Genomic DNA, 23,714 nt, shown 5'->3' on the forward strand with positions numbered 1-23,714 from the left:
GACAGGGCTCTTAAAGGCTTTTCAGCAGGCCTCCATCAATGGGGATTTGTGTGCCGGAAATGTAGGCTGCCTTATCGGACGCCAAAAAGGCAACCAAATAGCCATATTCCTTTGGGTCGCCAATACGCTTTAAGGGTACTTTAGATTTCATATCGGTCAACACGTCGTTTGGCGAGATACCCAATTGCGCTGCTTTTTTTGTGTTCAGCTGCGCGATCCGCTCCGTATCAAAATACCCGGTTAGAATACTGTTCACGGTAATTTGTTCTGCTCCTACATCGGTGGCCAAGGACTTTGCCCAAGTGACCAGACTGGCCCGAATAGAATTGGATAAGGCCAAATAGGATAAAGGTTCTTTTACGGAAACAGATGCAACATTGATGATACGGCCCCATTGATTTTTGACCATATTTGCCAATGCCAATTCGGTGGTGTGAACAACGGTTTTAAAAAGTAGGTCAAAGGCATCTTGGTAATCCTCCACTTTTTTCTCCAGTGCATTTCCTGCGGGCGGGCCTTGGGTGTTGTTCACCAGAATATCCACGGAATTAGATTCAAAATAGGTAGAGATACGTTTTTTGTATCCCTCTAAATCAGAAAAATCTACAACGAGGTATTGATGCAATTGCCCTTCTGAAGTTGCTAAACCAGCTACGACCGTTTTTAGTTTATTTTCATTTCTTGCCATTAGGGTAACACTAGCTCCGCTCGCTGCTAACTGTTCTGCAATTGCTTTACCGATTCCGCCACTACTACCGCCAACCAAAGCCTTTTTTCCTAAAAGAGATATTTTCATTTCCTTACATTTTTCATTTTAAAATTATCGTCATGTGCTCTCCGAACTAACATGCATTTTAGGCCAATAAGGCACACTTTTACACATGGAGTAAGAGTTCCCCCTTCGGGGGTTAGGGGGCTTTTTAGGGCTTTTACTTATACTCCTCCCTGGCGGGACTAAATACATCCATGAGTTTACAATCCGTTATTGCTTTCCCACTATGTTTTTGATGTGCGGAGATGACCACGATATCTCCAGGCCGGTAAATTTTAGTGACGCCATCCAAGGTAAATTCAAATTCCCCTTCCATCACATGCATAATTTGTTCGTTTACATGTGAATGTTCGGGGACTTCCGCATTTTTGGTTACGGTCCAGAACGCTATGGACATGGTTTCCGAGTGCACCAGTTTGCCATGATAACCCGGCATTATCTCTTTGGAAGGTAGGGTAGAAAGGTTCAACGACATATCAGTTGTTTTTATCGACTAAGATAATTATAATGTCTCGGTTTTCGATGCTGAGTTCAATCCCTATCTTTGTTCCTTAAACCGATTTCATGAAAATTCATTTTATCGCCATTGGCGGCAGTGCCATGCATAATTTGGCCTTGGCCCTGGAACACAAAGGTTATTCCATTACAGGAAGTGACGATGTTATTTTTGAACCTTCAAAAAGTAGACTTGAAAAAAAAGGGCTTTTGCCGGCTGCTTTTGGATGGTTTCCGGAGAAAATTCACGCTGGATTAGATGCCATTGTTTTGGGAATGCATGCAAAAGCCGATAATCCCGAATTGTTGAAAGCTCAGGAATTGGGATTGACTATTTATTCCTATCCCGAGTTCCTTTATGAGCAATCCAAAAATAAAACGCGCGTGGTTATAGGCGGTAGTCACGGTAAGACAACGATTACCTCTATGATTCTTCATGTACTTGATTTTCATGATCGCGAGGTAGATTATATGGTGGGTGCCCAGTTAGAAGGTTTTGATCGTATGGTGCATTTGACGGACGATAACGATTTTATAGTGTTGGAGGGAGATGAATATTTGTCCTCCCCAATAGACCGCCGACCAAAATTTCACTTGTATAAACCCAATATTGCTTTGCTGAGCGGTATTGCCTGGGACCATATTAATGTGTTTCCCACTTTTGAAAATTATGTGGAACAGTTTCGGATTTTTGTGGATAGTATTGTAAGTGGCGGAAGCATTACCTATAACCTAGAGGACGCCGAAGTTGTTAAGGTTGTTGAAACTTCCGAGAATACTATTCGAAAATTAGGTTACGAAACACCGGATTACGAAGTGGAAAATGGCCAGACGCTGTTAACTACACCGGAAGGTCCAATGCCTATTGAAGTTTTTGGAGAACATAATCTTAGTAACCTTGCAGGGGCCAAATGGATATGCCAGAACATGGGCGTAGACGAAGATGACTTTTATGAGGCCATTGCTACCTTTAAAGGGGCATCCAAACGATTGGAGAAAATAGCCGAAGGGAAAACCAGTGTCGCTTATAAGGATTTTGCACACTCGCCCAGTAAAGTAGCCGCAACTACAAAGGCCGTAAAGGAACAATATCCAAACCGTAGGTTTATCGCCTGTTTGGAACTGCATACCTACAGTAGTTTTAATCCGGAATTTTTAAAAGAATACAAAGGAGCACTGAATGCGGCCGATGAGGCCGTAATCTTCTATTTACCGGAATCCGTGGCCATTAAGAAATTGGATGCAGTTACCCCTGATCAAATTGCGGAGGCGTTCCAAAAAAAGGATTTAAAGGTCTTTACCGACGCCGCTTCCTTCCATGCCTATGTAAATAAAGCCGATTATAAGCACGCAACATTACTGTTGATGAGCTCTGGAAATTATGGCGGATTGGACCTAAAAAGTATTCAAAGCTTGATGGAATAGCACTTAAACTCCAAATTGTTTTAGGTGATGGTCCAAATGTTTGTACTGCAGCTGTCCCCATTGCTCTTTGGTAAACGGACCAAAAGCAGGATGTGGATGCCATATATCCCTGTTGTGCAACGCAGCAAATTCATCTACTAGATTTTTAAGAATGGTCGATTCATGAATAAAATCTTTCGGTGCCGTTGCTTTTAATTGTGGCGCGGTGGGTAAATTTTTGCGCCAAGGTTTATCATTATAGAGCGACTTTTTAAAAAAGGTCTTGATGAACCAATTGCCTTTAGAGGTATTCTCTTTGTTCGCTATGGCCAATTTTAAGGGATATTGGCAGTGCCAAGCCATTTGGCCTACTGTCATTTTGCCCCATTGACGTTCGGAGTCTTCAGATAGTTTTGACAAACGATCGGTAATTTCTTTATGACCTTCTGTGGTGAGTAAGGATTTCATCTTTTTTACACTTTTATTTAATGATGAAATTTACAATAAAATAATTAGTTCGCTATCTTTAGCCAATGCAAGAAAAGCCTACCTCTTTTTCCATAAAACACTGGTCGGACGACGATAAACCAAGGGAGAAACTCCTAATTAAAGGAAGATCTTTCTTATCGGATGCAGAACTGATCGCTATTCTTATTGGGTCCGGTAGTAGGTCCGAGAGTGCCGTGGAACTATCCAAACGCATTCTTGCATCCGCCGGTAATAACCTAAACGAGTTGGGAAAGCTTTCTACCAAGCAGCTTATGACTTTTAAAGGTATTGGCGAGGCCAAGGCCGTGACCATAGCGGCAGCATTGGAAATTGGTAGGCGAAGGAGAGGGGAAGAAGCTTTACAGGTAACAAAAATTGGAAGTAGTAAGGATGCTTTTGAGGTATTGCAACCTATTATAGGAGAATTGGAACATGAGGAGTTCTGGGTGATGTACCTAAATAATTCGAACAAAATCCTGCATAAGGCGCAATTGAGTAAGGGCGGCATTACGGGTACCTTGGTAGATGTCCGTATTCTTATGAAGCAAAGTTTGGAGTTGGGCGCGGTAGGGCTTATTTTGGCACACAATCATCCAAGTGGGACCTTAAAACCTAGTAATGCCGATAAACAGATTACACAGAAAATTAAGACAGCTTCGGAATCTTTGGATATTAAGGTTTTGGACCACCTCATAGTAACGCAGAAAGACTATTTTAGTTTTGCGGATAATCAACTCCTCTAAATGTTACTCATATATACCCATAAGATTACCCCTAGGTTTACCTATACTATGAAACAAATCTTCACGAAGATTTTGGGCATAGATATCGGTTTTACTACAACGATCGAAGACTTTATAAAACATACCGATGAAAAGATAACCTACACCAAACAGCCGTTACAGAACGAATTTTTTATACGAAGTAACGACCTTCTTTTTGAACAGGGCATCAATGACATTCAGATACAGATTAATGATTGGGAAGGTACACCTTGCTTTTTTCCTACAGGGGAACGCAGTGCTGTTCCTTTTGATGTTTTTGCCGCAAGTTTTTATTTGTTAAGTAGATACGAAGAGTACTTGCCCCATGTAAAGGATATCCACGGTAGGTTTTCACCAAAGGATAGTATCGCCTATCAGAACGATTTTTTACATCGTCCCGTTATAGATATTTGGGCGTTAAAGCTGTTGGAACTTCTAAAGGAAAAATTTCCCGAACTCCTATCTAAACAAAGAAAGTACAATTTTTTATCTGTCTTGGATGTTACCACATCGCATTCCTACGCCAACAGAGGCTTGTTCCGTGGCTTGGCAGGATTTTTATTGGACTTGGGTACGTTTAAATTAAAGCGTGTATGGGAGCGCATCATGGTAGGGATTAAACGGAGAAAAGACCCTTATGACAATTTCGAACAACTTATAGCATGGCATCAAAGCTATGGGGTAAAAAGCATCTTCTTTTTTCAGTTTGCCGATTATTCCAAATACGATAAGAATGTATCAACAAATAGCAATCGTTTTAAATCGCTCATTAAATACATAGCGGATTATTCAAAGGTGGCGCTAGCTGCTTCTTATAGTTCATTTAGTGATATAGAACTATTAAAGAAAGAAAAGAATAATTTAGAAAACGTAATCAATAGGCCCGTAACTTATTCTAGGATGCGGTATAATAGGGTCGATGTTCCACAATCGTATCGGAATCTGGTAACGGCAGAGTTTACGAATGATTTTACAATGGGGTATACCAGCGAAATAGGCTTTAGGGCGGGTACCTGTACCCCGTTTCAGTTTTATGATATTCCTTTAGAAGTGCAACAGCCGGTTAAGGTGCATCCCTTTGCCCTTCATGATTATGCTTTGGTAACGGCTAAAAGCGAAAAACAAATTGAAGAAAAAATAAAGGATATCTATACGGAAATCAAGAATGTAGAAGGTGCTTTTGTAACGGTTTTTTCAAATGAACTCCTTGGAGGTGAGGAGAATTTTGATTGGAAAAGAATATATAAGAACGTAATAACTGCTTATAATGTTTAAAGAAATAATCACAGATGTTTTTTTTGACCTTGACCATACCTTGTGGGATTTTGAAAAAAATTCGGCCCTCACATTCGAGCGTATTCTACCGGAGCACGATATCACGGTTCCCTTGAAAAAGTTCCTCGAGGTCTATGTGCCGGCGAATTTGGTGTTTTGGAGAATGTACAGGGAAGAGCGGATAACAAAAGCGGAACTGCGCTACCAAAGGCTCAAATCCGTATTTGACCGTTTGGAGTATCAGGTGTCGGATAGGACCATAAATAGTATCGCAGAAGCGTATATTGATCAGCTGTCCTCCCATACTAATTTGTTTCCTAATGCGCAGGAGGTGCTTGATTACTTAAAGCCAAATTACCAACTTCATATCATAACCAATGGTTTTCAGGAAATACAGGAAAAGAAACTACGAAACGCTGGAATCTACACTTATTTTAAACAAGTAATTGATTCGGAAATGGCAGGGGTAAAAAAGCCTAACCCCGTTATTTTTAACCTAGCATTGGAAAAAGCGAACGTAAGGCCGGAAACGTCCCTAATGATAGGTGATAGCTTGGAGGCCGATATTCTTGGGGCCAAAGCGGCAGGTCTGCACGCCTTGCATTTCAACGCCCATGGGGAGGCAAGGCACGAGCATAGCCCAATGATTGGAGAGCTACGGGAAATAAAAACCTATTTATAGAGTTAATACTACTATAGCGTAACTTTTCTGGTTGTGTTGTAGCATTAGTAGAGCTAATATGAAACGTTTGCAAAATTGCCTTTTGTGTACCCTATTTATCTTTCTACTGTTTTCTTGTTCGGAAAAGCAGGATTTTAATCAGTATCAAGATTTAAGCATTACCCCAACTTTAGAGACCAGTATATTTTTTGTCAAGGTCCAAGAGAGTCTTATTAACAGGGTCGTGGATGTCAGTTTTTTTACCCAGGATTTTAATTTCGACGCTTTTGAGGAAGCATTTTTTTCCGAGAGGGTGTTGGAGGGCGTAATTACCTACGAGCTGGAGAATACAACGGACAAGCCTATACAAATCGAAATTGAATTTTTGGATGAGGACGGGCTGTTGTTGGATACGGAGTTATTCGTTATGCCGGCGGCCCCAACTGCAACCTTAATTCGCGAGGTAGCCTATGGGAACGCGGCAAAAAGCTTGGATATTCTAAGAAATACAACGAATTTAAGACTTAATGCCGCAAATTTTGGCGATAATGTGAGTACCTCCGGTATTCCAGATGCATCTATAGTTTTGAAGTCCAGTGCTCAATTTATGCTTAGGTTAAAATGACGATTCGCCTTAACGTTTCTTTTTTGATGGCCTTGGCGACAGCCTTTTTGTATGCACAGAACAAACAGGTGTTGTATGACTTTACCGAAATTCCACAATCCTTACTATTGAATCCAGGAATGGAAACGGACTTTCAGTGGTTTGCCGGTGTTCCGTTGATTTCGGGTGTTTCTGGTCATGCAGGTACAAACGGGATTACGGTGAACGATATTTTTGCCGAAGACGGTTTGGATATTAATGATAAGGTCCGTGATCGTATGGTCTCCGGTCTAACAAATAGAGATCAGTTTAACCTAGGGTCTCAGATAGAATTATTTAGCGGAGGCTTCCGCAGTCCCTATTCCGATCGTTTTTATTCTTTTGGCGCTTATTTAGAAATGGATAATATTCTCTACTGGCCCCAAGATTACGCATTCCTTGCTTTTGAAGGGAATGCCAACCAATTGGATAGGCGTTTTGATCTTGGAGATTTAAAAACAAGGGGAGGTATGGTCGCCGTGTATCATTTTGGCATCAACAAAAAGATAAACAAAAAGCTTACTGCGGGTGTCAGGGGGAAAATATATTCTGGAATAGCCGATTACAATGCTACGAATAATAAGGGGTATTTGGTAAATACCGAAGGCAGGAACAATCGTATTGCAACAACGTTAAGTACCGATTTGCAACTGCGTAGTTCAGGTTTTGGAGCCTTGAACAATGCAGAAAACCAAGGCACACTTGCAAGTACCTTCTTAAAGAGGGCCGTCTTCGGAGGAGATTTGGGCATAGGAACGGATTTTGGCTTTACATATCGTTTGAACGAGCGTACGGCTATAACCGGTAGTGTTTTGGACTTAGGGTTTATGTATCATAGTGGCAACGTTTACAAGTATAGTCTAAGGGGAAATGCTACTGTAGAGGGTATAGAAATTAACGTATTACGGGAGCTTGCCGATCTTAACAGGGACTTTTGGCAAGAATTGGTGGATGAGGTAGAAGAGCTTATTCCGTTCCAAACAACTAATAATGCCTATATAACCTTTAGACCCACAAGATTGAATGCTTCTATACGGCATAATTTTGGCAGGCCGCTAGGTGCACAAGAAGATTGTGACTGTAGTATCGCCGGTACACCAAACAGTTTTTCTAGCTACAGAAATGCTATTGGGGCACAACTATTTGCTATGAATAGGCCAAGAGGGCCACAGGTAGCGTTAACCGGGTTTTATTTGAGGCGGTTTGGACGGTTTATGGCAGTAAAAGGCACCTATACTATAGATAAATTTAGCACTACCAATGTGGGGCTGGGCATAAACTTGCAAGCCGGCCCATTGAATTTTTATCTTATGGGCGATAATCTGTTATCCTATCAAAACATTGCTGCGAGTAATTACGCATCTTTTCAATTAGGATTAAATATCATATCTTGGGGCCGGAAGCGATAGTTCAACCATAAACCGGAAACCTTAGGGTTTGGCACGCTTTTTTCATATCCTTTACTGAATCTTAAATTAAACTATTTTGAAAAATATCTTTGCCATTGTTTTTGTGCTTATCGGTTATTCCGGTATTGGACAGGTAAACTTAAACGAATATAAGTACATCATAATTCCCAAAACCCTGGGGGATTTTAAAGAAGAAAATCAGTATTTGACAAGTACCTTGCTCAAACACCTCTTTGTTCAAAAGGGATTTACGGCGGTATATGAAGATGCGATTCCGGAAGATTTGTATTTGGACCGTTGCCTAGGGCTTACCGCTCGTTTAATAGATAATTCTTCCATGTTTAGGACAAAAGTTCAAATTTTGGTCGAGAACTGTAAAGGCGAAAAGGTATTTAGCTCTATTGAGGGAACAAACAAAATAAAGGAATATAAGGAGTCTTACAAACAGGGTATAACAGATGCTATGTCCTCTTTTAATGATTTAAATTATAGTTATAAAGAAGAAGCGGTAACGGATAAGCCTATAACCATAAGCTTTAAAAATGACGTAAAAACCTTGGAGACGGATAGCGCAAAACTAAGTACGGACACAGAAAACAGGAGTAAAGTAGTAAAGCAAACAAGTAGTTTGGAAGATCAAAGCTATAAAAGTATGGAGCCCGTTGCATCGGACATCAGACAAGCCGCTCCCAAGAGCAAAATTGAATCCAAATTAAGCGCGGTAAACGACGGGGAAGTGTTGTATGCCCAGCCTATTGCCAACGGCTATCAGTTGATAGATAGCGCTCCAAAAGTAGTTATGAAGTTGTTGAACAGTTCAACAAAGAATGTGTTTATTGCACAGGCCGATAACAAAAGCGGTATGGTTTTTCAAAAAGACGGGATTTGGGTTTTTGAGTATTATACGGGAACCGAATTGATTCAAGAAGAATTGAGGATCAAATTCTAGAAATCATATTTGTCCTTCCATCTGTTCTTCAGAAAATCACTTAAGGCTCTTTCTCTTGGGTTTTTGCCAGGTTTATAGAACGAAGTACCGGAAATCTCTTCAGGTAGAAATTCGGCCGCCACAAAATTGTTTTCAAAATCGTGCGCATATTTGTAATCTTCACCATAGCCTAAATCCTTCATTAATTTTGTTGGTGCATTTCTAAGTGCTAAGGGAACCGGTAGGTTGCCTGTTTGTTTTACCGTTTGCTGGGCTTTTCCTATGGCCATGTAACTGGCATTGCTTTTTGCCGAGGTGGCCAAATAAACCGCGCATTGACTTAAGATTATCCTCGATTCCGGATACCCGATCGTAGTTACCGCTTGGAAGGTGGTATTGGCCATAACCAGTGCGGTAGGGTTCGCCAAGCCAATATCTTCCGAAGCGGCGATCAGCATCCTCCGGGCAATGAATTTTACGTCCTCCCCGCCTTCGATCATACGTGCCAGCCAGTATACGGCCCCATTTGGATCACTACCACGGATAGATTTTATGAAAGCGGATACAATATCATAATGCTGTTCTCCGGTCTTATCGTATAAAACGGTATTCTTCTGTATTTTTTGAAGCACAAGTTGATCTGTAATCTCCACAGTATCCGAGTCTTCGGAATTAACGATGAGCTCAAAAATATTAAGTAGTTTTCTGCCGTCCCCACCTGATAATCTAAGTAGGGCTTCGGTCTCCGTTAGTGTTATGTTTTTTGATTTTAGAAAGGTATCTTTTTCAAGGGCGCGTTGCAACAAATGTATTAAATCCTCTTTGCCAAAAGCGTTCAATATATATACTTGGCAGCGAGATAACAGTGCTGGTATTACTTCAAAACTAGGATTTTCGGTGGTAGCGCCGATTAGTGTTACCCATCCTTTTTCAACGGCACCCAATAAACTGTCTTGTTGCGATTTGCTAAAGCGATGTATCTCATCGATAAACAAAATAGGATTTTTCGTTGTAAAGAGTCCACCGGCTTGCTTGGCCTTGTCTATGACCTCTCTTATGTCCTTTACGCCACTATTGATCGCACTGAGCACATAAAAGGGACGTTTGCTCTCTTCTGCAATAATAGTTGCTAAGGTTGTTTTTCCGGTTCCCGGTGGCCCCCACAAAATAAGGGAGGGAATAATCCCTTTTTTGATCTGATGCGTCAACGCCCCTTTTTCTCCTACAAGGTGATGTTGACTTATATAGTCTTCTAGGGTTTTTGGTCGTACGCGTTCGGCTAAAGGTTCGTTCATAGGATAAAAATAGCTAAAGTTATTCACGTGAATTTAACCAAAGGCGCAATAAGAGGTTATATTTTCTGTTTAAAAATAAAGATGACAATAGGTCCGATTTTCTTCTTTGGCTAAAATTTTGCCTTATTCTAAGTAAAGATTGATTACATGTCCGGTACACCTTATTTTAAGTTTTCCCATTCCGTAGTGGTAGTGCCAATAGTATCGGTACTGGCTATCTGGAGCGTGTATTGGATAGAATTGGCGCAACAGCTCAATTTTAATAGTTATGGAATTTATCCGCAAACTTTTTCTGGGTTACGTGGTGTTGTTTTTAGTCCTTTCATTCATGGGTCCCTAGAACATCTGTATAATAACACCATTCCACTGGCCGTGCTATTAGCGGCGCTATTCTACTTTTATAATAAGATTGCTTTAAAAGTCGTTTTTTGGGGTATTTTGCTGTCCGGCTTTTTAACCTGGTGTATAGGAAGGCCGTCTTACCATATAGGCGCAAGTGGTTTAATTTATGTCTTGGCCAGTTTCACCTTCTTTAAGGGTGTTTTCGTAAAACACTATCGTTTAATTGCATTGTCCTTAGTAGTTGTTTTCATTTATGGCAGTTTGTTATGGTATATTTTTCCGGTTAAGGACGGAATTTCTTGGGAAGGTCATTTGGGTGGATTTCTTACAGGATTATTTTTGGCTGCTGTTGTGCGTGCAGATGTTCCTTTACCTAGTAAGTTTGAGTGGGAAAAGGAAGATTATGATGAAGACGGGGATCCTTTTCTAAAGCATTTTGATGCGAATGGTAATTTTATAGAAACCAAACCAGAAGAAGCTCTGAAGGAAGACGACTCCTTTAAAGTGAACTATATCTATAAAAGGAATCCGGATAATGACTGATAATTTGTCGGTATCACATTGTAGATGTTCTGTTGAACAGACTAAAAAAAAACTTTACGTTGGCAGTGTCTGATAAGGGTTATACCAGTTTAAGTTTTGAATGTCGTATTGAAAGTTTGAATTATTTTTTTCTCAGTTTAGGAATGAAATCTAAGCATAGCATTAGCTATGGTTCTATTTTATGACAACAAATGAGTAAAAAAGAAACTGATTTTATGCGACATCTATAATTTAAATTGGTATTGTAGGCTACGTAATGCTATTCTTTAGTCCTCTCTTTCCAAAGGTTGAATTTTCAATTTTACGTTGTCTGTACTAACCAGGCTGTCCTGAACTAGCATTGGACGGGTCTATACCCTCATAGTGATGTGGGCATTTCCTTAGGGTTGTTGCCAATAAAAAGCGTGTATTTTTCAACAAAGGTAAAAACCTATAAGGCTAATCGTTGTCTTACGGCCTCATATAGAAAAACTGCGCAGGCCACGGAAACATTTAAAGAGGCGATTTCTCCCTGTAATGGTATTTTAGCGGTGTAGTCTGACACCTTTATGATGGATGGCGTAATGCCACGATCTTCTGAACCCATAACAATAGCTATTGGACCCGCATAGGAGACGTCGTAAACGGATGTATTCGTTTTTTCCGTTGCCGATACAATTTTGATTCCCGAGGCTTGAAGGTAGAAAACGGCATCCTTCAGATGGTCTACTTTCGCAATCGGTACTTTAAAAGCTGCACCCGCCGATGTTTTAATAGTGTCTGCGGTTACTGGAGCGGCGCCTTTTTTCTGGATGATGATACCATCTACGCCGGTACATTCCGCAGTACGTATGATGGCACCAAAATTTCGAACATCGGATAGTTGGTCCAATAGCAGAAATAAAGCTGGTTTGTCCTTGGTATTGCTTATTTCGATCAAATCATCTAAAGAAACAAATGAAATGGGGGAGATGTTCGCAACTGCTCCTTGATGATTGTTCTTGGTAAGTCTATTTAGCTTTTCTACCGGCACATAGACGGCACTAATATCCTTTTGACGCAATAATCGCTCTAATTCCTTTATTAAATCACCTTTTAGTCCTTTTTGAATGAAGACCTTGTCTATTTCCTCATTAGAATTTACAGCTTCTATAATTGCGCGAATACCGTAGATTTGGGTCGTTTTTTCCATAGGGCAAAAGTAAATAAAAAACCCGCTAGGATTGCTAGCGGGTTTTTTTAAGTTCAGTAAAGTTTTTTAATTTGTGTTGAGATATGCAAGTACTTTTTTTACGTCATCTACATCTTTAATCTTGATACCTTCTTCTTTTAAGTAAATTGATGTGCGTTCTTGGACATCAGCAGGTAATAATTTCAAAAACTTTTTGTTCTTAAACTGCACTTCGTCCACCCTTTTAAGACCTTTTACCTCTAAATAATATTCCTCATACTGCGAAAACTTGGGTGGTGTTGCCTTCACAAAGGAATTAGGTGCTTTTTGACCCTCTGTAAATTTAGCCGTATTTCTCAAATACAGTGCGTAATCCCCATCTACCAACAACGTTAAGTATCCATTCTGTGTAAGACCCTTGCGGTCAATAAAAGTACTAAAACGTAATGCTTTCCCGGTTGCACCGACCAAGGAAATATTCTTATCTCTAGAAAGAGACTGTAAAGGTTCTCCTTCTAGATTATTTTTCTTTATTTCTATTTCTTCGTTGTAGGAGTTGTATCGGTAGTATATCTTGCCGCTGTTTTCCTCTTTGTAATAAAGGGTGCCAAGTTGAAACGCATTGGAGGTATAAGGGGATCCGGACATGTTTTCCAACATATCCTCCGTTCGTGATGCTCTTTCGGCTATAGGGCCCATTAGCGTTTCTAGTTGTCCTAAAGAGTTTACGCTACCACCAGCAGATCCGTATGCCATTATTTGTCCTGTAGCTTGCGCATAAGTACTAAAACTGTATAGCATTAATATACTTAAAATAAGATGTTTCATCATTTTATAATGTTTATTAAATCGAAAGATAGGAAATTCTCTAGTCCATTCACCAATTTAAATTGTTAACATTTGCACAAGAGTGAGTCATTAACAATAATTTAACGGTATAGGATAAGATACTGTTTCGCGACACTAGTTTTTTAATTGATAAGTTTATAGGACTGAAGCTTTCCATTGTTTTCAGTAGCTAACAGAAGAGTGCTTTTTTCGGATTTAAGTATGCCAAGGTCCTTGATATTTCCATTAATCCTAAGCCCTGTCTGGCTATTGGCAACTATTTCGTACCCATCTTTTTGGTTGGACATCATCACTATGCCAGAAAATGAATCGAGTCGTGGTGTTTCTACTTCTGTATTGTAAATATTTCCGCCAATGATGACATCTTCAAAACCATCTTTGTTTACATCGAGAAATACGTAGGATAGATTAGGTAAGGATTGCGCTTCAATGGGTAGCCTTTCTATGGTAAAAGTACCATTCCCATTATTTAATAATAGGAGGGAGTCAAATTCATTTGCTTCACCATAATAAGCGTTTTTGAGGTTTTCTCCATAAATATCTTCTAAGCTTGCGTTTGCAAATGCTGCATAAGTTCCAAATTTTGAGTTTATAAAGGGCATTTGTTGCGAAGAGCACTCTTTTCCGCGAACCGGAACATATTGGCCCTCGTATTTTTTACTTAATACGATATCGTTGCTACCGTTACCATCAAAATCCGTAGCATATATTTTAAATGGTTTTTCCTCGCTGGCATTGAATTTTAAATTACGTCCAACGTTACCTATAATGTAGTCTTTTAATCCATCATTATTAATGTCGGTTTCACCGATTTCAAACCACCATCCTTTGATTTTCGACTCTTTGTTTAGCATATTAGTGGCATCATTTTTAAACAGTCCTTTTTCATTTCGGAACATTCCAATGGTGGTCCATTCTCCTACGGCAATGAAGTCCTCCCAGCCGTCGTTATCAAAATCCGTCACTATTACAGCATTGATTATACCAAATGACTCTAGTTCCTGGGCTTTTTCCGTAGTAACATCTATCAAAATACCATTCCTGTTTTCATAAAGTGTAGAACCTTGATGTTTGGGATAGTTCTTAGGAATTACTCTATTGCCTACTATTAAATCTTTATCTCCATCATTGTCTATATCTATCGCGGCCACCGTTTTGCCGTTTTTTGGGGATGGCTGTAAGGCCGTTATGTCTTTTTTGGAGAAATTTCCTGCTCCATCGTTAATGTACAGCCGGTCCAGATAATAGGGGTCATTTTCATCATGTTCGTTTCCGCCGCTTACAACATAAAGGTCTAGATCTTTATCCCCATCCAAGTCAAAGAAGACCGATTCCATGTCCTCATGGTGTTTATCCAGTTCAAATGCCGGTTGTTTTTTTAGGTTAAAACCGTTCCCGTTTGCAAGGAACAATTGACTGGTATGTCCGCTGCTAGATCCTATAAATACATCATCTTTTCCATCACCGTTTACATCTCCAACGCTCATAAATGGACCCAAAGTGGATTGTTTGTAAGGCAGTAGGATCTCTGTTTCGAAATCATTGTAGTCATTTTCTATATGGTTATATGTAATTGGTGGATTAACGATTTGAGAAAAATAGGCGGTCGTTATGGGTTGTGTTGATTGGTGCGGTGCATCTGAAATGGTAAAAAGTTGCTTGGTATTGGCCGCTATACCATACCTTTCCTCTATGGTGCCATTGTCCCAAGTAACACGCAGTGTATCTATTCTGTTGTGTTTTCCAAGACCAAATATGGCTGCGTTTTCTTGTGCAGAACGGTATCCTCTTACACGCCTCGGAACTAGAAGCTGACTTTTACCGTCAAATTTAATTTCTACTTTGGCAGATTGTTCGGAATTTGTACCTTTTAATTGAACTTTTAGATAGTTTCCTTTCTTCAGCTCAACAGCATTATTTTTATATAGCATTGCTGTTTCGTCCATATTGTTTACAACAAGGTCCAGATCACCGTCGTTGTCCAAATCTCCTAAACTAGCGCCGTTGCTGAAGGTGTAATCTCCAAGTCCCCAAGAAGCTGCATTACTTTCAAAAGTCAAATTGCCTTTTTGTTCGAAGAGTAAGTTGGGTAGCTTTTCTGTAGGTAGGTTGTAATAGAGCTCTTCTTTTATTTCTAAAGGAACAGATCTGCCATATTGCTGTTTCGCTTTGATCACGTTTTGTTGTGAGTCGTTGTCCAGAGCGTAGCGACGGTACCCGTTGGTTACGTGTATATCGGTATCTCCATCTAAATCTAAATCGGACATGAGAACGGACCAGCTCCAATCTGTACTTGCTGTTTGTGTAAGCTGGGCAACATTGTTATAATAACCTTCCCCGGTATTAAGTTGTAGGCTGTTGTACATGTACTGGTGTTGAAAACCTAAAGTCTTCGTTAAATAATCGAAGCGATCGGTATCCATAGAGGCCATTAAGGTTTTCGATCGTTTGTGGTCGTTGGAGGACATGTCCAGAACAAAAATATCCTCTAAGTTATCATTATTTATATCTGCAATATCCATTCCCATACCGTAAAAAGAAACTTGGTTGGTCCTTTGTTTCAGTTGGTCTTCGAATGTACCGTTTCCCTTATTGATAAAGAGCGCATCTGGTATATAATAGTCGCTAGCGATATAGATATCTGGCCAGTTATCGTTGTTTATATCGCCAATTGTTAGACCTAAGCCAAAAATTGGACGTTCTAGGCCTGCTTGTTTAGTAATGTCTATAAATCTTCCGTCTTTATTCTCGTACAAATGGGAAGAGTTGAAGAACTGACTTTCTTTGTTCTTTGCAACAAGGTTGTAAAGTGAGTTTGGGTCTACCCCATAGTATTCATTCTCGTTCATTACAATACAGTCCAGGTCACCATCTTTGTCAAAATCAAAAAATGCGGATTGTGTGCTTACACCCATATCGGCCAAGCCGTAGAGTTGGGCCTGTTCAACAAACGTGTTGTTTTTTTGATTGATGAAAAGTAAATTTTTTCTAGAATATCTTGTGTTTGGACCACCTTGAGAAATGTAAACATCCATCCAGCCATCGTTGTTTATATCAACGAAGGTTACACCATTTGACCATATTTTTCCTTTATTGATACCGGAGGTAAGGGTTATATCTTCAAAAATGAAATTGCCTTTGTTCAAGTAAAGCCTATTTTCGACTTGATTACCTGTAAACAGTATATCGAGTAAACCATCGTTGTTTATATCCTCCAATCCAACACCCGCACCGTTGTAGAAATAATCAAAGTCGAACAGGTTGCTGATCGTGCTTAAATCTTCTTTAACGTGATTAGCAAATGAAACACCGCTATAATTGGCATCTATTTTTTCGAATATAGGTGCTTTCTTTTCTTGTGTCGATGAGCCTTCAACCGACGATGTTTCCTTTAGCTGCTGGCTAGAATCTGTTCCGCAGCCTGTGTGCAGTAAGCATAGTAGACTTATGGTTATAGGTGATAAGCGCATTATCTTTTGTCTTTAAGAGATCGAAGCTAGTTAGTTTTTGTAAAAATAAGAACAACTTGGTGAAACAAAAAACGACCCTCAAAGAAGGGTCGTTTTCTATAAAAATCAAGGTTTTCTACTTAGAGATTATCTGGGCAGAAATCCAATACTTGGCCGGCATTGGGCTCATCGCCTTCAGCAACAACATTTCCGTTAGCAGAGGTGATAGTGAATTGAACTTCTTCATCAAAATCACCGGATACAAATACTATTGAAATAGCTTGGGCTCCTGTTGGCACTTCAAATGTGAAGCCCTGTGTGGAAGAAGCAAACGGTCTTACACCGTCGTCGACATTTGCAATAGAATTTACTGGGCCACCGTCTATACTTACGTCCAGACTAGCTCCGTTCCATCCATCGCCAAAGGTATCTGTAGTGCTTACCGTCCAAGTTCCTGCTGTAGGAACGGATGGTGCACATACGATATTGGCAGTGTGCAGGAAACGTGCGTTATAAAATGCTCCGGTCAATGTTCCGGTGTTATTTGCAAACGAAAACCTTCTTCCATCAGTAAGTACCATTTCAAAACGAATCGTGAATTGGTCACCACCAAAAATCTCACTACCTGGTAAGTTCAATGCGGCTTGTATTGCGTCTGCCGTAGTAGTGTACTGGTATCTTGGTAAAGCAAATGGCCCGGGTGAGAAGGCGGACGCAGGAATGGTCTCTACCAAAACCTCATCCCTATCATTGTCTGCACCTGCTTCATCGGTATTGTCCCTAAAGCCAAAGTAAACTTCGACCTCTGATAGGAGGGCACCTTGTTCAACATCTTGTGCCTCTAACACTACGGTGAAATTTCCTCCCACCAATGTGCTTGTCGCTACATCGAACAATACTTCATCGTCAATGATTTCTACCGTGCGGAGTACGGCTCCACGTTCTACATCCGAGAAGATACCGTCTATGGGTTTATCAGCTTCTGCACAGGCTCCGAGAATTAACGCTGAACCCGCCAAGGCTAGTTTTAAAGAATTATATAAGTATTTTTTCATCTTTTTTTATTTTAAATTTTAGTTAGCAGGTGGGAAAGCTGGCCCAGCAGGATTGGTATCCCAAAATACTTGCGTGTTCAAATCCGTCCTTTGCGTTAAGTTAGGATTTGTGATTACTTCATTTTGAGGAAGTAAGAAGGTTCTTGGGAATGGTCCAGGATCTAATTCCCAATTTGGGAACACCGTAGTTGGAAAACCTGTTTTTCTGTAATAATTATAAGCCTCCGTAGCTCCTCCGAACAATGTGGTGAAATACTGTTCTGCGAATACATTCTGCTTGTCATCTCCGGTAGCTGCATTATATTCTGCAACAATTCCGTCGATGTAAGCGGTCACCTCCGCAGCTGTTGGTGCCAGGGATAAATCAGCCGATCCGTCCAAGGCGCCAAAGCTTTGTACTTTTGCTATGGATTTTTCCAAGCCAGAACGTAGGAAAGCCGCTCTATCCGCTTCAGAAGCCATTTCACCTTTCCAAAATTCTACGTAGGAGGAAAGGATAATTGGTTCTATACCTGCACCTCCGCCACCTTTGCCAAGACCTACACCTTCTGTAAGTCCTGTCTCCGGATCAAAGGCACTACTGTCAAACAGTCCACCTGCAGGATACACTCCCGCAGCTGTTTTCTTAAAGTTGTCTGGCGGAGCACCTTCGTCGTTACCATGAGATCTACCCCAATACCCATTGTTTACGCTACAAAAGGTATAACCTCCATCTAAATAGTGTTGTGGCGGTACCACTAAGGAGCATGCCAAATCTTCTTCATTTGGTGGTACAGCTACCCCGTTTACATCTAATGCACCTGGTGTGCCATTGGATTGACGGTAGAAATAGTAGCGTATTCTTGGATCATTATTGTTCAACATCAACTCCATTAAATAATTAGAATGGTAAATGTTGTTTCCAGAGGGCGTATAATCGGTCGCATAATCTGGATGTCTCGAATCTGGCTGTAATTCACTGGTGCCATAGCGTAATTCAAAATCATCTTCGGCATCGGAGATATAATTGTCCGCTGCGACTACTGCATTAAAGGCAGAAACGTTTCCAGTATTCTTGTAAGAACGTAGACGAATAGAGTTAATTAGTTTAACCCACTTAGTTGTATCTTCATTGTAAAATAAATCTACTGCGCCTTGTGATTCAGGTTCTGTTGATAGTAAAGCTTCTGCCTCATTTAAGAGTTGAAATGCACCTGCATAAACTTCTTCACCACTGTCTAGAGTGGGAGCAGGAAACTCTAAAGGCTGTCCGGCTTGGCTAAATGCTGCAACACCTATGAAGTCTACCAATTGAAACAGAGAGTAAGCGTACAAGGTCTTTGCTACACCTACATGAAAGGAGTAATCGATGTCACTGTTAGCATCAATCTCCTCAAGTGCTTGTAGATTTGTTAAAATCCCTATGTCAACAGGATCACCTACTCTGTTAAATTCAGAACTATAGGTTCGGGCCCAAATTTCATTAAGTTGGTCTCCTGGTAACCCATTAAAATAATTACGGTTACCGAATACGTCTATTCTGGTCAAATTTGCCGATTGATCGCTTAAGTATACCTGGTTACTGGCAAAGGCCAATTGTACACTGTTCAATAACAGATTTGGATCTGCTTGATCCGTAGATAAGTCGTTGGGACTTACACGCTGATCAAGGTCTATGGTCTCACATGAGGTAATAAATCCACCTACAAGGAGCGCTATCGTTATGTTTTTAATTAATTTTTTCATTGTATGATTCATTAACAATTTTATTAGAAACTAGCTTTTAGTGTGATACCGTATCTTCTTGCGGAAGGTCCGTTGATGAAATCAAAACCAAATCCGTTACCTATACCGACACCCGCAACGTTAGGATCAAAATTAGCACCATCTGGAATATTGTAGGCGTCATACCAAAGGTTGAAACCCTGTGCCGTTATAGAAAGACTTCCGAAAGGAGTCCTGTCTAAGTACTTAGCTGGGAAACTGTAGCTTAAGGATACTTCTTGTAATCTGATAACCGATGCATCGTAGATACGCATTTCGGTAGGGCCGAAAAGTACGTTCGTAAAATAGTACGTGGAATTATTGATTTGTAAATCATTTGCTTGCCCCGTACTCTGGCGAACACCAGGTAAAATAAAAGTATCCAATCTATCAGCCGTTTCGGTAATTAATCCCCTACCTAACAAGGTAGCCGTCGTACTCGAAAGAATATCACCTCCTTTGGTGTGGTTCACTTGAAAATTTAAATTCCAGTTCTTGTATCGGATGTTGTTGATAAAGTTCATGGAGTAGTCCGCTACGGCGTCACCAATAATTGGAACGTTACCATCAGCGTCTTGTTCAGCTATAACATAGTTACCAGCGTCATTGATTAGGAAATTTCCATCGGCATCTCGTGCAATCTGCGTCCCTACAATGGATCTTAGGGATTCTCCTTCAACCGCAGCGTTAGATCCTCTAAACAGACCTCCACCTTCAGCTAAAGATCCGGCATAAGCGATGAAATCCTGCTCTTGTTCTACAACAACCTCGTCGTTGGCAAAAAAGTTAACACTGGAGTTCCAAGAAAAATTATCGCTTCTAATCACATCGACACCTAAAACTGCTTCCCATCCTTTGTTACTAATTTGTCCAATATTACTTTGTGTAAAGCTAAAACCTGTAGAAGGAGCTAATGGTTCCGTGACAATAAGGTCGTTTGTTCTTCGATCATAATATGTTAAATCAAGGGAGATTCGGTTTTTCCAAAACTTAGATTCAAGACCTACTTCATACTCCTCTAAAAGCTCGGGGCGTAAATTAGGGTTTGCTCTAAAGTTATCCACTTGGTTTGTGGTCAATGAAGCACCATCAAATGGATCAACAAATCGCTGGGGATCCTGTTGCACCACATTTACGGTCGGATATGGGAAATCTGCATCAGTATCAAAGTTCGCAGAAGTACCGTAACTAGCTCTCAGTTTTAAGAAGTTTAAACCGTTTTCTGATTTTAGTCCGCTCCAAGTAGCTGTTGGCAGGAAAGACAAACTAGCCCCTGGATAGGTTTGATTGCGATTTTCACGTGCAAAGTTCGAAACCCAGTCAGATCGTGCGGATACCGTTAAGAACAGCATGTTGTCATAATCCAAAGTAGCTTGTCCTAAAAGACCTGCTATATTTCTATTTCTAGAAAATTGAATTGGCAACTGGTTTTCAAAATTAAAGTGTCTTTTTACACCAAAAACAAGTTGACCTGTACTGGCAACACCGGAACGATCAAAATTATCCTGCCTGGAGTTGGCTCCTACCGTAAATGTCATGCCCATTTTTTCTGAAAGGTCATAATTACCGTTCAATGACAAGAAGTGATCCCAAATTGTATTATTGTTATCAAAAGTATCATAGAAACCGAAAATGGCATCAGGAAATTCAACACCTCCTTTGTTGGATCCGTTAATGTTACGTTCGTTATAGAAGTCAAGACCAGACCTCCAAGTAACGTTCAGATTATCGTTAATGGCATAGTCCAAAGAAAGATTCCAGTTGAATCTATTTGTAAGCTGTCTGTAAGTAACATTTTTAGCCGTCCACCTTGGGTTGATAATGTCGTTACCGTTACGATAATAGACGCTTGATCCGTCGATTGGATTCTCAAAAGGAAGCCCCATTAAATCAACACTACGTGGTGTAAAGAACACATTTCCAAACACGGAAAGTCCGTCTGTACCGTTACCTCTACTCGATGCAACTGGCGGGCTTTTAAAATCCGTTCTAGCGAAATTCATCGTACCCCTAACCGTAAACTTGTTGGTCAATTTAGATACGCCACCAACGGAAACTGTTGTACGGTTCAATCCGTTACCGGGAATAAATCCGGTTTCATCGAGATAACCAAGGTTGGCGTTAAAACTAGTGCTACCATCGGCAGAACCACCTGATATGTTTACCGAGGTGTTCAATGCATTACCGGGAGCGAATAATTCCTCTAGGGACTCATAAGGCTTCCAGTCGTAGCGAGCTCCTTGAAGTTCTGGAAAAGCGTTACGTGTAGAAGCTACTGCTGTAGAAGAATAGGGGTGCTCCAATGTTCCGTTAGCATCGATCAACGGCTGTCTTCCCCATCCTGCTACACCGCCTTCTTCAAAGCTTGGTCCCCAGTTACTAAAAAACCAACCAAAGTTCTGGTCAAAACCGTTACCGAATTCGTCTTGGTAGTCTGGAACAGATGCCATTTCAATAGCGTTGTACGATTGACTTACGGTAATTTCCGTTTTCTTAGGACCGGTATTGGCTGCGCCAGCTTTAGTCGTAATCAAGATAACCCCGTTTCGTCCTTGGCTACCATATAACGTGGCAGCTGCCAAACCTTTTAACACTTCTACATTTTCTATGTTGTTTGGATCTAAATCCAAAAATCTTGAAGAGGTAGGGTTACCTTGAATAAAATCCCCTGGAGAGTTTGTGTCGTTAGAGAACGGAATACCATCCACAATGAATAAGGCTTGGTTAGAACCGCTAAAGGAACTAAGCCCCCTTACGGTAATATTCGTTGCAGAACCGGAAGAGCCACCCGCGGCAACTACTTGTACCCCAGCTGCCTTACCGGAAAGCACTCTGGCAACATCACCTTCAGTTCTACCCTCAAGTTGATCAGCGCCTACAGATGTTGTAGCGTACCCAAGAGCCTTTTTCTCTCGTTTAATACCCTGTGCTGTTACAACAACCTCTTCCAATGCCTGGGCATCCTCCTCCATTTGCACGTTCACCGTGCTGCCAGCACCAACGGTTTGTCGCACGGCCTTTTGGCCAATATAGGTAAAAAGAAGTGTTTGCCCTGTGGATGCACTGATCGCATAGTTGCCATCAAAATCCGTTTGGGTACCAGTGGTCGTTCCTTCAACGACAATGTTTACCCCGGGCAAGGGGAGCCCGTCCTGATCGGTAACCGTCCCGGATACCGTCCTGTCCTGTGCAAAGGAAATCTGCACAACTAACGCCAAAAATAGCGTTAACAATCCATTTAATTTTGTTCTCATTTTTAAGTTATTTGAATTAGCTATTCGCAAAAGTCATAATAATGTGTTAATAAACCAAACTAATTTTAATAAAAGTTTAAGTTAAACTATCATAATGAGAAGTTACAGGTGAAACAAGGCCTGTATTTTAAGATTAATAATATAACACTTGCTTTTTTGTCAATAGTTAGGATTCTAAAGGTTCGAGTATTGGAGTAATCATGTACTTTAATTTGAAAACTTGGTGTGTATATCCCCATTAGTTTTTTGTAATGAATGATCCTAAGTGCTTTTATTGTCCACGAAGTTTGGTGTTGGTGATCGTATCTAAGACTTGGTTTGAAATAGGGAAGGCTTAAATTGGTTTAAAAAAACGATTATAGTAAGTATTGAGTTTTTAATAGGTCATTAAAGATTGGCCTAGTATCCTTCGCTTATTGGTTGTCTTGCGAACAAAGAGTCGCTTGGTTGGCAACTTATTATTATGGTATACGGCCAAAATAAAAAGATTGCGTTCGGGTTGTTAGTAGTTAATGGTCCGATTTCTTGCGTTCTTCTTGAGTGTTTTGGTGTGGCAAGGCACTTGGCCTTTAGTTTTTTGTTTTGCAATGGCTTCTATATTTAATGTTTGTTCGGAACTCAAAATTTGATCGGAGGTGTTGCTGCTCGTTTATGTGCTCTTAGATTGGAATTGGTGCTACAAATTGGCGATTTAAAAAAACTTCAAAAATAAATTGATCAGGGTTTGAAGTTTTGGTATTTATTATTACATTTGCCGACCCTTAAACAAGGGGTAAATTTTTACATATTTATAAAGTATGCCAACAATATCACAATTAGTACGAACAGGAAGAGCCACAATTACTAAGAAGAGTAAATCGGCTGCTTTGGATTCGTGTCCTCAGAGAAGAGGGGTATGTACCCGTGTTTACACAACTACACCTAAAAAACCAAATTCAGCAATGCGAAAAGTTGCAAGGGTTAGGTTGACAAATGGTAAGGAAGTAAACGCATACATACCTGGAGAGGGGCATAATCTACAAGAGCACTCGATAGTATTAGTAAGGGGCGGGAGAGTCAAAGATTTGCCGGGAGTAAGATATCATATCGTTCGTGGGGCATTGGACACAGCAGGTGTGGCCGGTAGAACACAGCGTAGATCTAAGTACGGTGCAAAAAGACCTAAGAAGTCATAAACACTTTTTAAAAAGAAGA

The 23,714-nt window shown here is 40.4% G+C and carries 19 protein-coding genes; 9 read left to right on the forward strand and 10 right to left on the reverse strand.

The features are described 5' to 3' along the window. Positions 1-10: 10 nt before the first annotated feature. Both ACFQZJ_RS04250 and ACFQZJ_RS04255 read right to left on the reverse strand, forming a co-directional pair. The gene (locus tag ACFQZJ_RS04250; RefSeq protein WP_379932549.1) at positions 11-796 is read right to left on the reverse strand and encodes an SDR family oxidoreductase; all 786 of its coding nucleotides are present in this window, start codon (positions 794-796) and stop codon (positions 11-13) included. 133 nt (positions 797-929) lie between these two features. Further along, positions 930-1,247, reverse strand: a complete 318-nt coding sequence (locus ACFQZJ_RS04255) for a cupin domain-containing protein (RefSeq protein ID WP_379932550.1) — start codon at positions 1,245-1,247, stop codon at positions 930-932. An 89-nt stretch (positions 1,248-1,336) separates the two neighbouring features. On the opposite strand from ACFQZJ_RS04255, the gene ACFQZJ_RS04260 reads away from it, so the two are divergent. After that, positions 1,337-2,692: a UDP-N-acetylmuramate--L-alanine ligase gene (locus ACFQZJ_RS04260; RefSeq protein ID WP_379932551.1), complete on the forward strand. Its 1,356-nt coding sequence runs from the start codon at positions 1,337-1,339 to the stop codon at positions 2,690-2,692. Positions 2,693-2,695: 3 nt separating this feature from the next. On the opposite strand, the gene ACFQZJ_RS04265 is transcribed toward ACFQZJ_RS04260, so the two are convergent. Then, positions 2,696-3,139: a DUF1569 domain-containing protein gene (locus tag ACFQZJ_RS04265; RefSeq protein ID WP_379932552.1), complete on the reverse strand. Its 444-nt coding sequence runs from the start codon at positions 3,137-3,139 to the stop codon at positions 2,696-2,698. Positions 3,140-3,204: 65 nt separating this feature from the next. On the opposite strand from ACFQZJ_RS04265, the gene radC reads away from it, so the two are divergent. The 6 genes from radC to ACFQZJ_RS04295 all read left to right on the forward strand — a co-directional run bounded on the left by radC (position 3,205) and on the right by ACFQZJ_RS04295 (position 8,861). Then, a complete protein-coding gene (radC, locus tag ACFQZJ_RS04270; RefSeq protein ID WP_379932553.1) occupies positions 3,205-3,903 on the forward strand; it encodes a RadC family protein in 699 nt (232 codons plus the stop codon). Between the two features lie 48 nt (positions 3,904-3,951). After that, the gene (locus tag ACFQZJ_RS04275; protein WP_379932555.1) at positions 3,952-5,199 is read left to right on the forward strand and encodes a polysaccharide deacetylase family protein; all 1,248 of its coding nucleotides are present in this window, start codon (positions 3,952-3,954) and stop codon (positions 5,197-5,199) included. After that, the gene (locus tag ACFQZJ_RS04280; RefSeq protein WP_379932556.1) at positions 5,192-5,881 is read left to right on the forward strand and encodes a YjjG family noncanonical pyrimidine nucleotidase; all 690 of its coding nucleotides are present in this window, start codon (positions 5,192-5,194) and stop codon (positions 5,879-5,881) included. The genes ACFQZJ_RS04275 and ACFQZJ_RS04280 overlap by 8 nt, the downstream gene beginning before the upstream one ends. Before the next feature lie 58 nt (positions 5,882-5,939). Continuing rightward, positions 5,940-6,485, forward strand: coding sequence for a hypothetical protein (locus ACFQZJ_RS04285; RefSeq protein ID WP_379932557.1), 546 nt, complete (start codon positions 5,940-5,942; stop codon positions 6,483-6,485). Further along, on the forward strand, positions 6,482-7,912 hold the full coding sequence (locus tag ACFQZJ_RS04290) for a DUF5723 family protein (protein ID WP_379932558.1): 1,431 nt from the start codon (positions 6,482-6,484) through the stop codon (positions 7,910-7,912). Before ACFQZJ_RS04285 ends, ACFQZJ_RS04290 begins: the two co-directional genes overlap by 4 nt. Positions 7,913-7,988: 76 nt before the next feature. Continuing rightward, positions 7,989-8,861, forward strand: a complete 873-nt coding sequence (locus ACFQZJ_RS04295; protein ID WP_379932559.1) for a hypothetical protein — start codon at positions 7,989-7,991, stop codon at positions 8,859-8,861. On the opposite strand, the gene ACFQZJ_RS04300 is transcribed toward ACFQZJ_RS04295, so the two are convergent. Then, positions 8,858-10,135, reverse strand: a complete 1,278-nt coding sequence (locus ACFQZJ_RS04300; protein ID WP_379932561.1) for a replication-associated recombination protein A — start codon at positions 10,133-10,135, stop codon at positions 8,858-8,860. The genes ACFQZJ_RS04295 and ACFQZJ_RS04300 overlap by 4 nt on opposite strands. 147 nt (positions 10,136-10,282) lie before the next feature. On the opposite strand from ACFQZJ_RS04300, the gene ACFQZJ_RS04305 reads away from it, so the two are divergent. Next, positions 10,283-11,020: a rhomboid family intramembrane serine protease gene (locus ACFQZJ_RS04305; protein WP_379932562.1), complete on the forward strand. Its 738-nt coding sequence runs from the start codon at positions 10,283-10,285 to the stop codon at positions 11,018-11,020. Between the two features lie 430 nt (positions 11,021-11,450). Here the strand turns inward: ACFQZJ_RS04305 and rlmB are convergent, their stop codons facing one another. From rlmB to ACFQZJ_RS04335, 6 genes are all read right to left on the reverse strand, one after another. Next, a complete protein-coding gene (gene rlmB / locus ACFQZJ_RS04310) occupies positions 11,451-12,191 on the reverse strand; it encodes a 23S rRNA (guanosine(2251)-2'-O)-methyltransferase RlmB (RefSeq protein ID WP_379932564.1) in 741 nt (246 codons plus the stop codon). Between the two features lie 66 nt (positions 12,192-12,257). Beyond that, positions 12,258-13,001: a hypothetical protein gene (locus tag ACFQZJ_RS04315; RefSeq protein ID WP_379932565.1), complete on the reverse strand. Its 744-nt coding sequence runs from the start codon at positions 12,999-13,001 to the stop codon at positions 12,258-12,260. A 140-nt stretch (positions 13,002-13,141) separates the two neighbouring features. Then, positions 13,142-16,489: a VCBS repeat-containing protein gene (locus ACFQZJ_RS04320; RefSeq protein WP_379932566.1), complete on the reverse strand. Its 3,348-nt coding sequence runs from the start codon at positions 16,487-16,489 to the stop codon at positions 13,142-13,144. A gap of 119 nt (positions 16,490-16,608) precedes the next feature. Further along, positions 16,609-17,523 carry a hypothetical protein gene (locus ACFQZJ_RS04325; RefSeq protein ID WP_379932568.1) on the reverse strand — a complete coding sequence of 305 codons (915 nt, stop codon included), beginning with the start codon at positions 17,521-17,523 and terminating at the stop codon, positions 16,609-16,611. An 18-nt stretch (positions 17,524-17,541) separates the two neighbouring features. Further along, entirely contained in the window at positions 17,542-19,248 is a 1,707-nt protein-coding gene (locus ACFQZJ_RS04330) for a SusD/RagB family nutrient-binding outer membrane lipoprotein (RefSeq protein ID WP_379932570.1), read from the reverse strand. Positions 19,249-19,271: 23 nt separating this feature from the next. After that, positions 19,272-22,520: a SusC/RagA family TonB-linked outer membrane protein gene (locus tag ACFQZJ_RS04335; protein ID WP_379932571.1), complete on the reverse strand. Its 3,249-nt coding sequence runs from the start codon at positions 22,518-22,520 to the stop codon at positions 19,272-19,274. 797 nt (positions 22,521-23,317) lie between these two features. On the opposite strand from ACFQZJ_RS04335, the gene rpsL reads away from it, so the two are divergent. Then, positions 23,318-23,695, forward strand: coding sequence for a 30S ribosomal protein S12 (gene rpsL / locus ACFQZJ_RS04340; RefSeq protein WP_379932573.1), 378 nt, complete (start codon positions 23,318-23,320; stop codon positions 23,693-23,695). The last annotated feature ends 19 nt before the right edge of the window (positions 23,696-23,714 follow it).

Source organism: Maribacter chungangensis (genome assembly GCF_042676845.1).
GTDB lineage: Bacteria > Bacteroidota > Bacteroidia > Flavobacteriales > Flavobacteriaceae > Maribacter > Maribacter chungangensis.

What these genes read in the sequence shown, in the direction of transcription:
- ACFQZJ_RS04285 (WP_379932557.1), top strand. Translation starts at nt 5,940, where the DNA reads ATGAAACGTTTGCAAAATTGCCTTTTGTGTACCCTATTTATCTTTCTA.
- ACFQZJ_RS04255 (WP_379932550.1), bottom strand. Translation starts at nt 1,247, where the DNA reads ATGTCGTTGAACCTTTCTACCCTACCTTCCAAAGAGATAATGCCGGGT.
- ACFQZJ_RS04315 (WP_379932565.1), bottom strand. Translation starts at nt 13,001, where the DNA reads ATGATGAAACATCTTATTTTAAGTATATTAATGCTATACAGTTTTAGT.
- rpsL (WP_379932573.1), top strand. Translation starts at nt 23,318, where the DNA reads ATGCCAACAATATCACAATTAGTACGAACAGGAAGAGCCACAATTACT.
- ACFQZJ_RS04330 (WP_379932570.1), bottom strand. Translation starts at nt 19,248, where the DNA reads ATGAAAAAATTAATTAAAAACATAACGATAGCGCTCCTTGTAGGTGGA.
- ACFQZJ_RS04335 (WP_379932571.1), bottom strand. Translation starts at nt 22,520, where the DNA reads ATGAGAACAAAATTAAATGGATTGTTAACGCTATTTTTGGCGTTAGTT.
- ACFQZJ_RS04250 (WP_379932549.1), bottom strand. Translation starts at nt 796, where the DNA reads ATGAAAATATCTCTTTTAGGAAAAAAGGCTTTGGTTGGCGGTAGTAGT.
- ACFQZJ_RS04280 (WP_379932556.1), top strand. Translation starts at nt 5,192, where the DNA reads ATGTTTAAAGAAATAATCACAGATGTTTTTTTTGACCTTGACCATACC.
- ACFQZJ_RS04305 (WP_379932562.1), top strand. Translation starts at nt 10,283, where the DNA reads ATGTCCGGTACACCTTATTTTAAGTTTTCCCATTCCGTAGTGGTAGTG.
- ACFQZJ_RS04300 (WP_379932561.1), bottom strand. Translation starts at nt 10,135, where the DNA reads ATGAACGAACCTTTAGCCGAACGCGTACGACCAAAAACCCTAGAAGAC.
- ACFQZJ_RS04290 (WP_379932558.1), top strand. Translation starts at nt 6,482, where the DNA reads ATGACGATTCGCCTTAACGTTTCTTTTTTGATGGCCTTGGCGACAGCC.
- radC (WP_379932553.1), top strand. Translation starts at nt 3,205, where the DNA reads ATGCAAGAAAAGCCTACCTCTTTTTCCATAAAACACTGGTCGGACGAC.
- rlmB (WP_379932564.1), bottom strand. Translation starts at nt 12,191, where the DNA reads ATGGAAAAAACGACCCAAATCTACGGTATTCGCGCAATTATAGAAGCT.
- ACFQZJ_RS04260 (WP_379932551.1), top strand. Translation starts at nt 1,337, where the DNA reads ATGAAAATTCATTTTATCGCCATTGGCGGCAGTGCCATGCATAATTTG.
- ACFQZJ_RS04325 (WP_379932568.1), bottom strand. Translation starts at nt 17,523, where the DNA reads ATGAAAAAATACTTATATAATTCTTTAAAACTAGCCTTGGCGGGTTCA.
- ACFQZJ_RS04320 (WP_379932566.1), bottom strand. Translation starts at nt 16,489, where the DNA reads ATGCGCTTATCACCTATAACCATAAGTCTACTATGCTTACTGCACACA.
- ACFQZJ_RS04265 (WP_379932552.1), bottom strand. Translation starts at nt 3,139, where the DNA reads ATGAAATCCTTACTCACCACAGAAGGTCATAAAGAAATTACCGATCGT.
- ACFQZJ_RS04275 (WP_379932555.1), top strand. Translation starts at nt 3,952, where the DNA reads ATGAAACAAATCTTCACGAAGATTTTGGGCATAGATATCGGTTTTACT.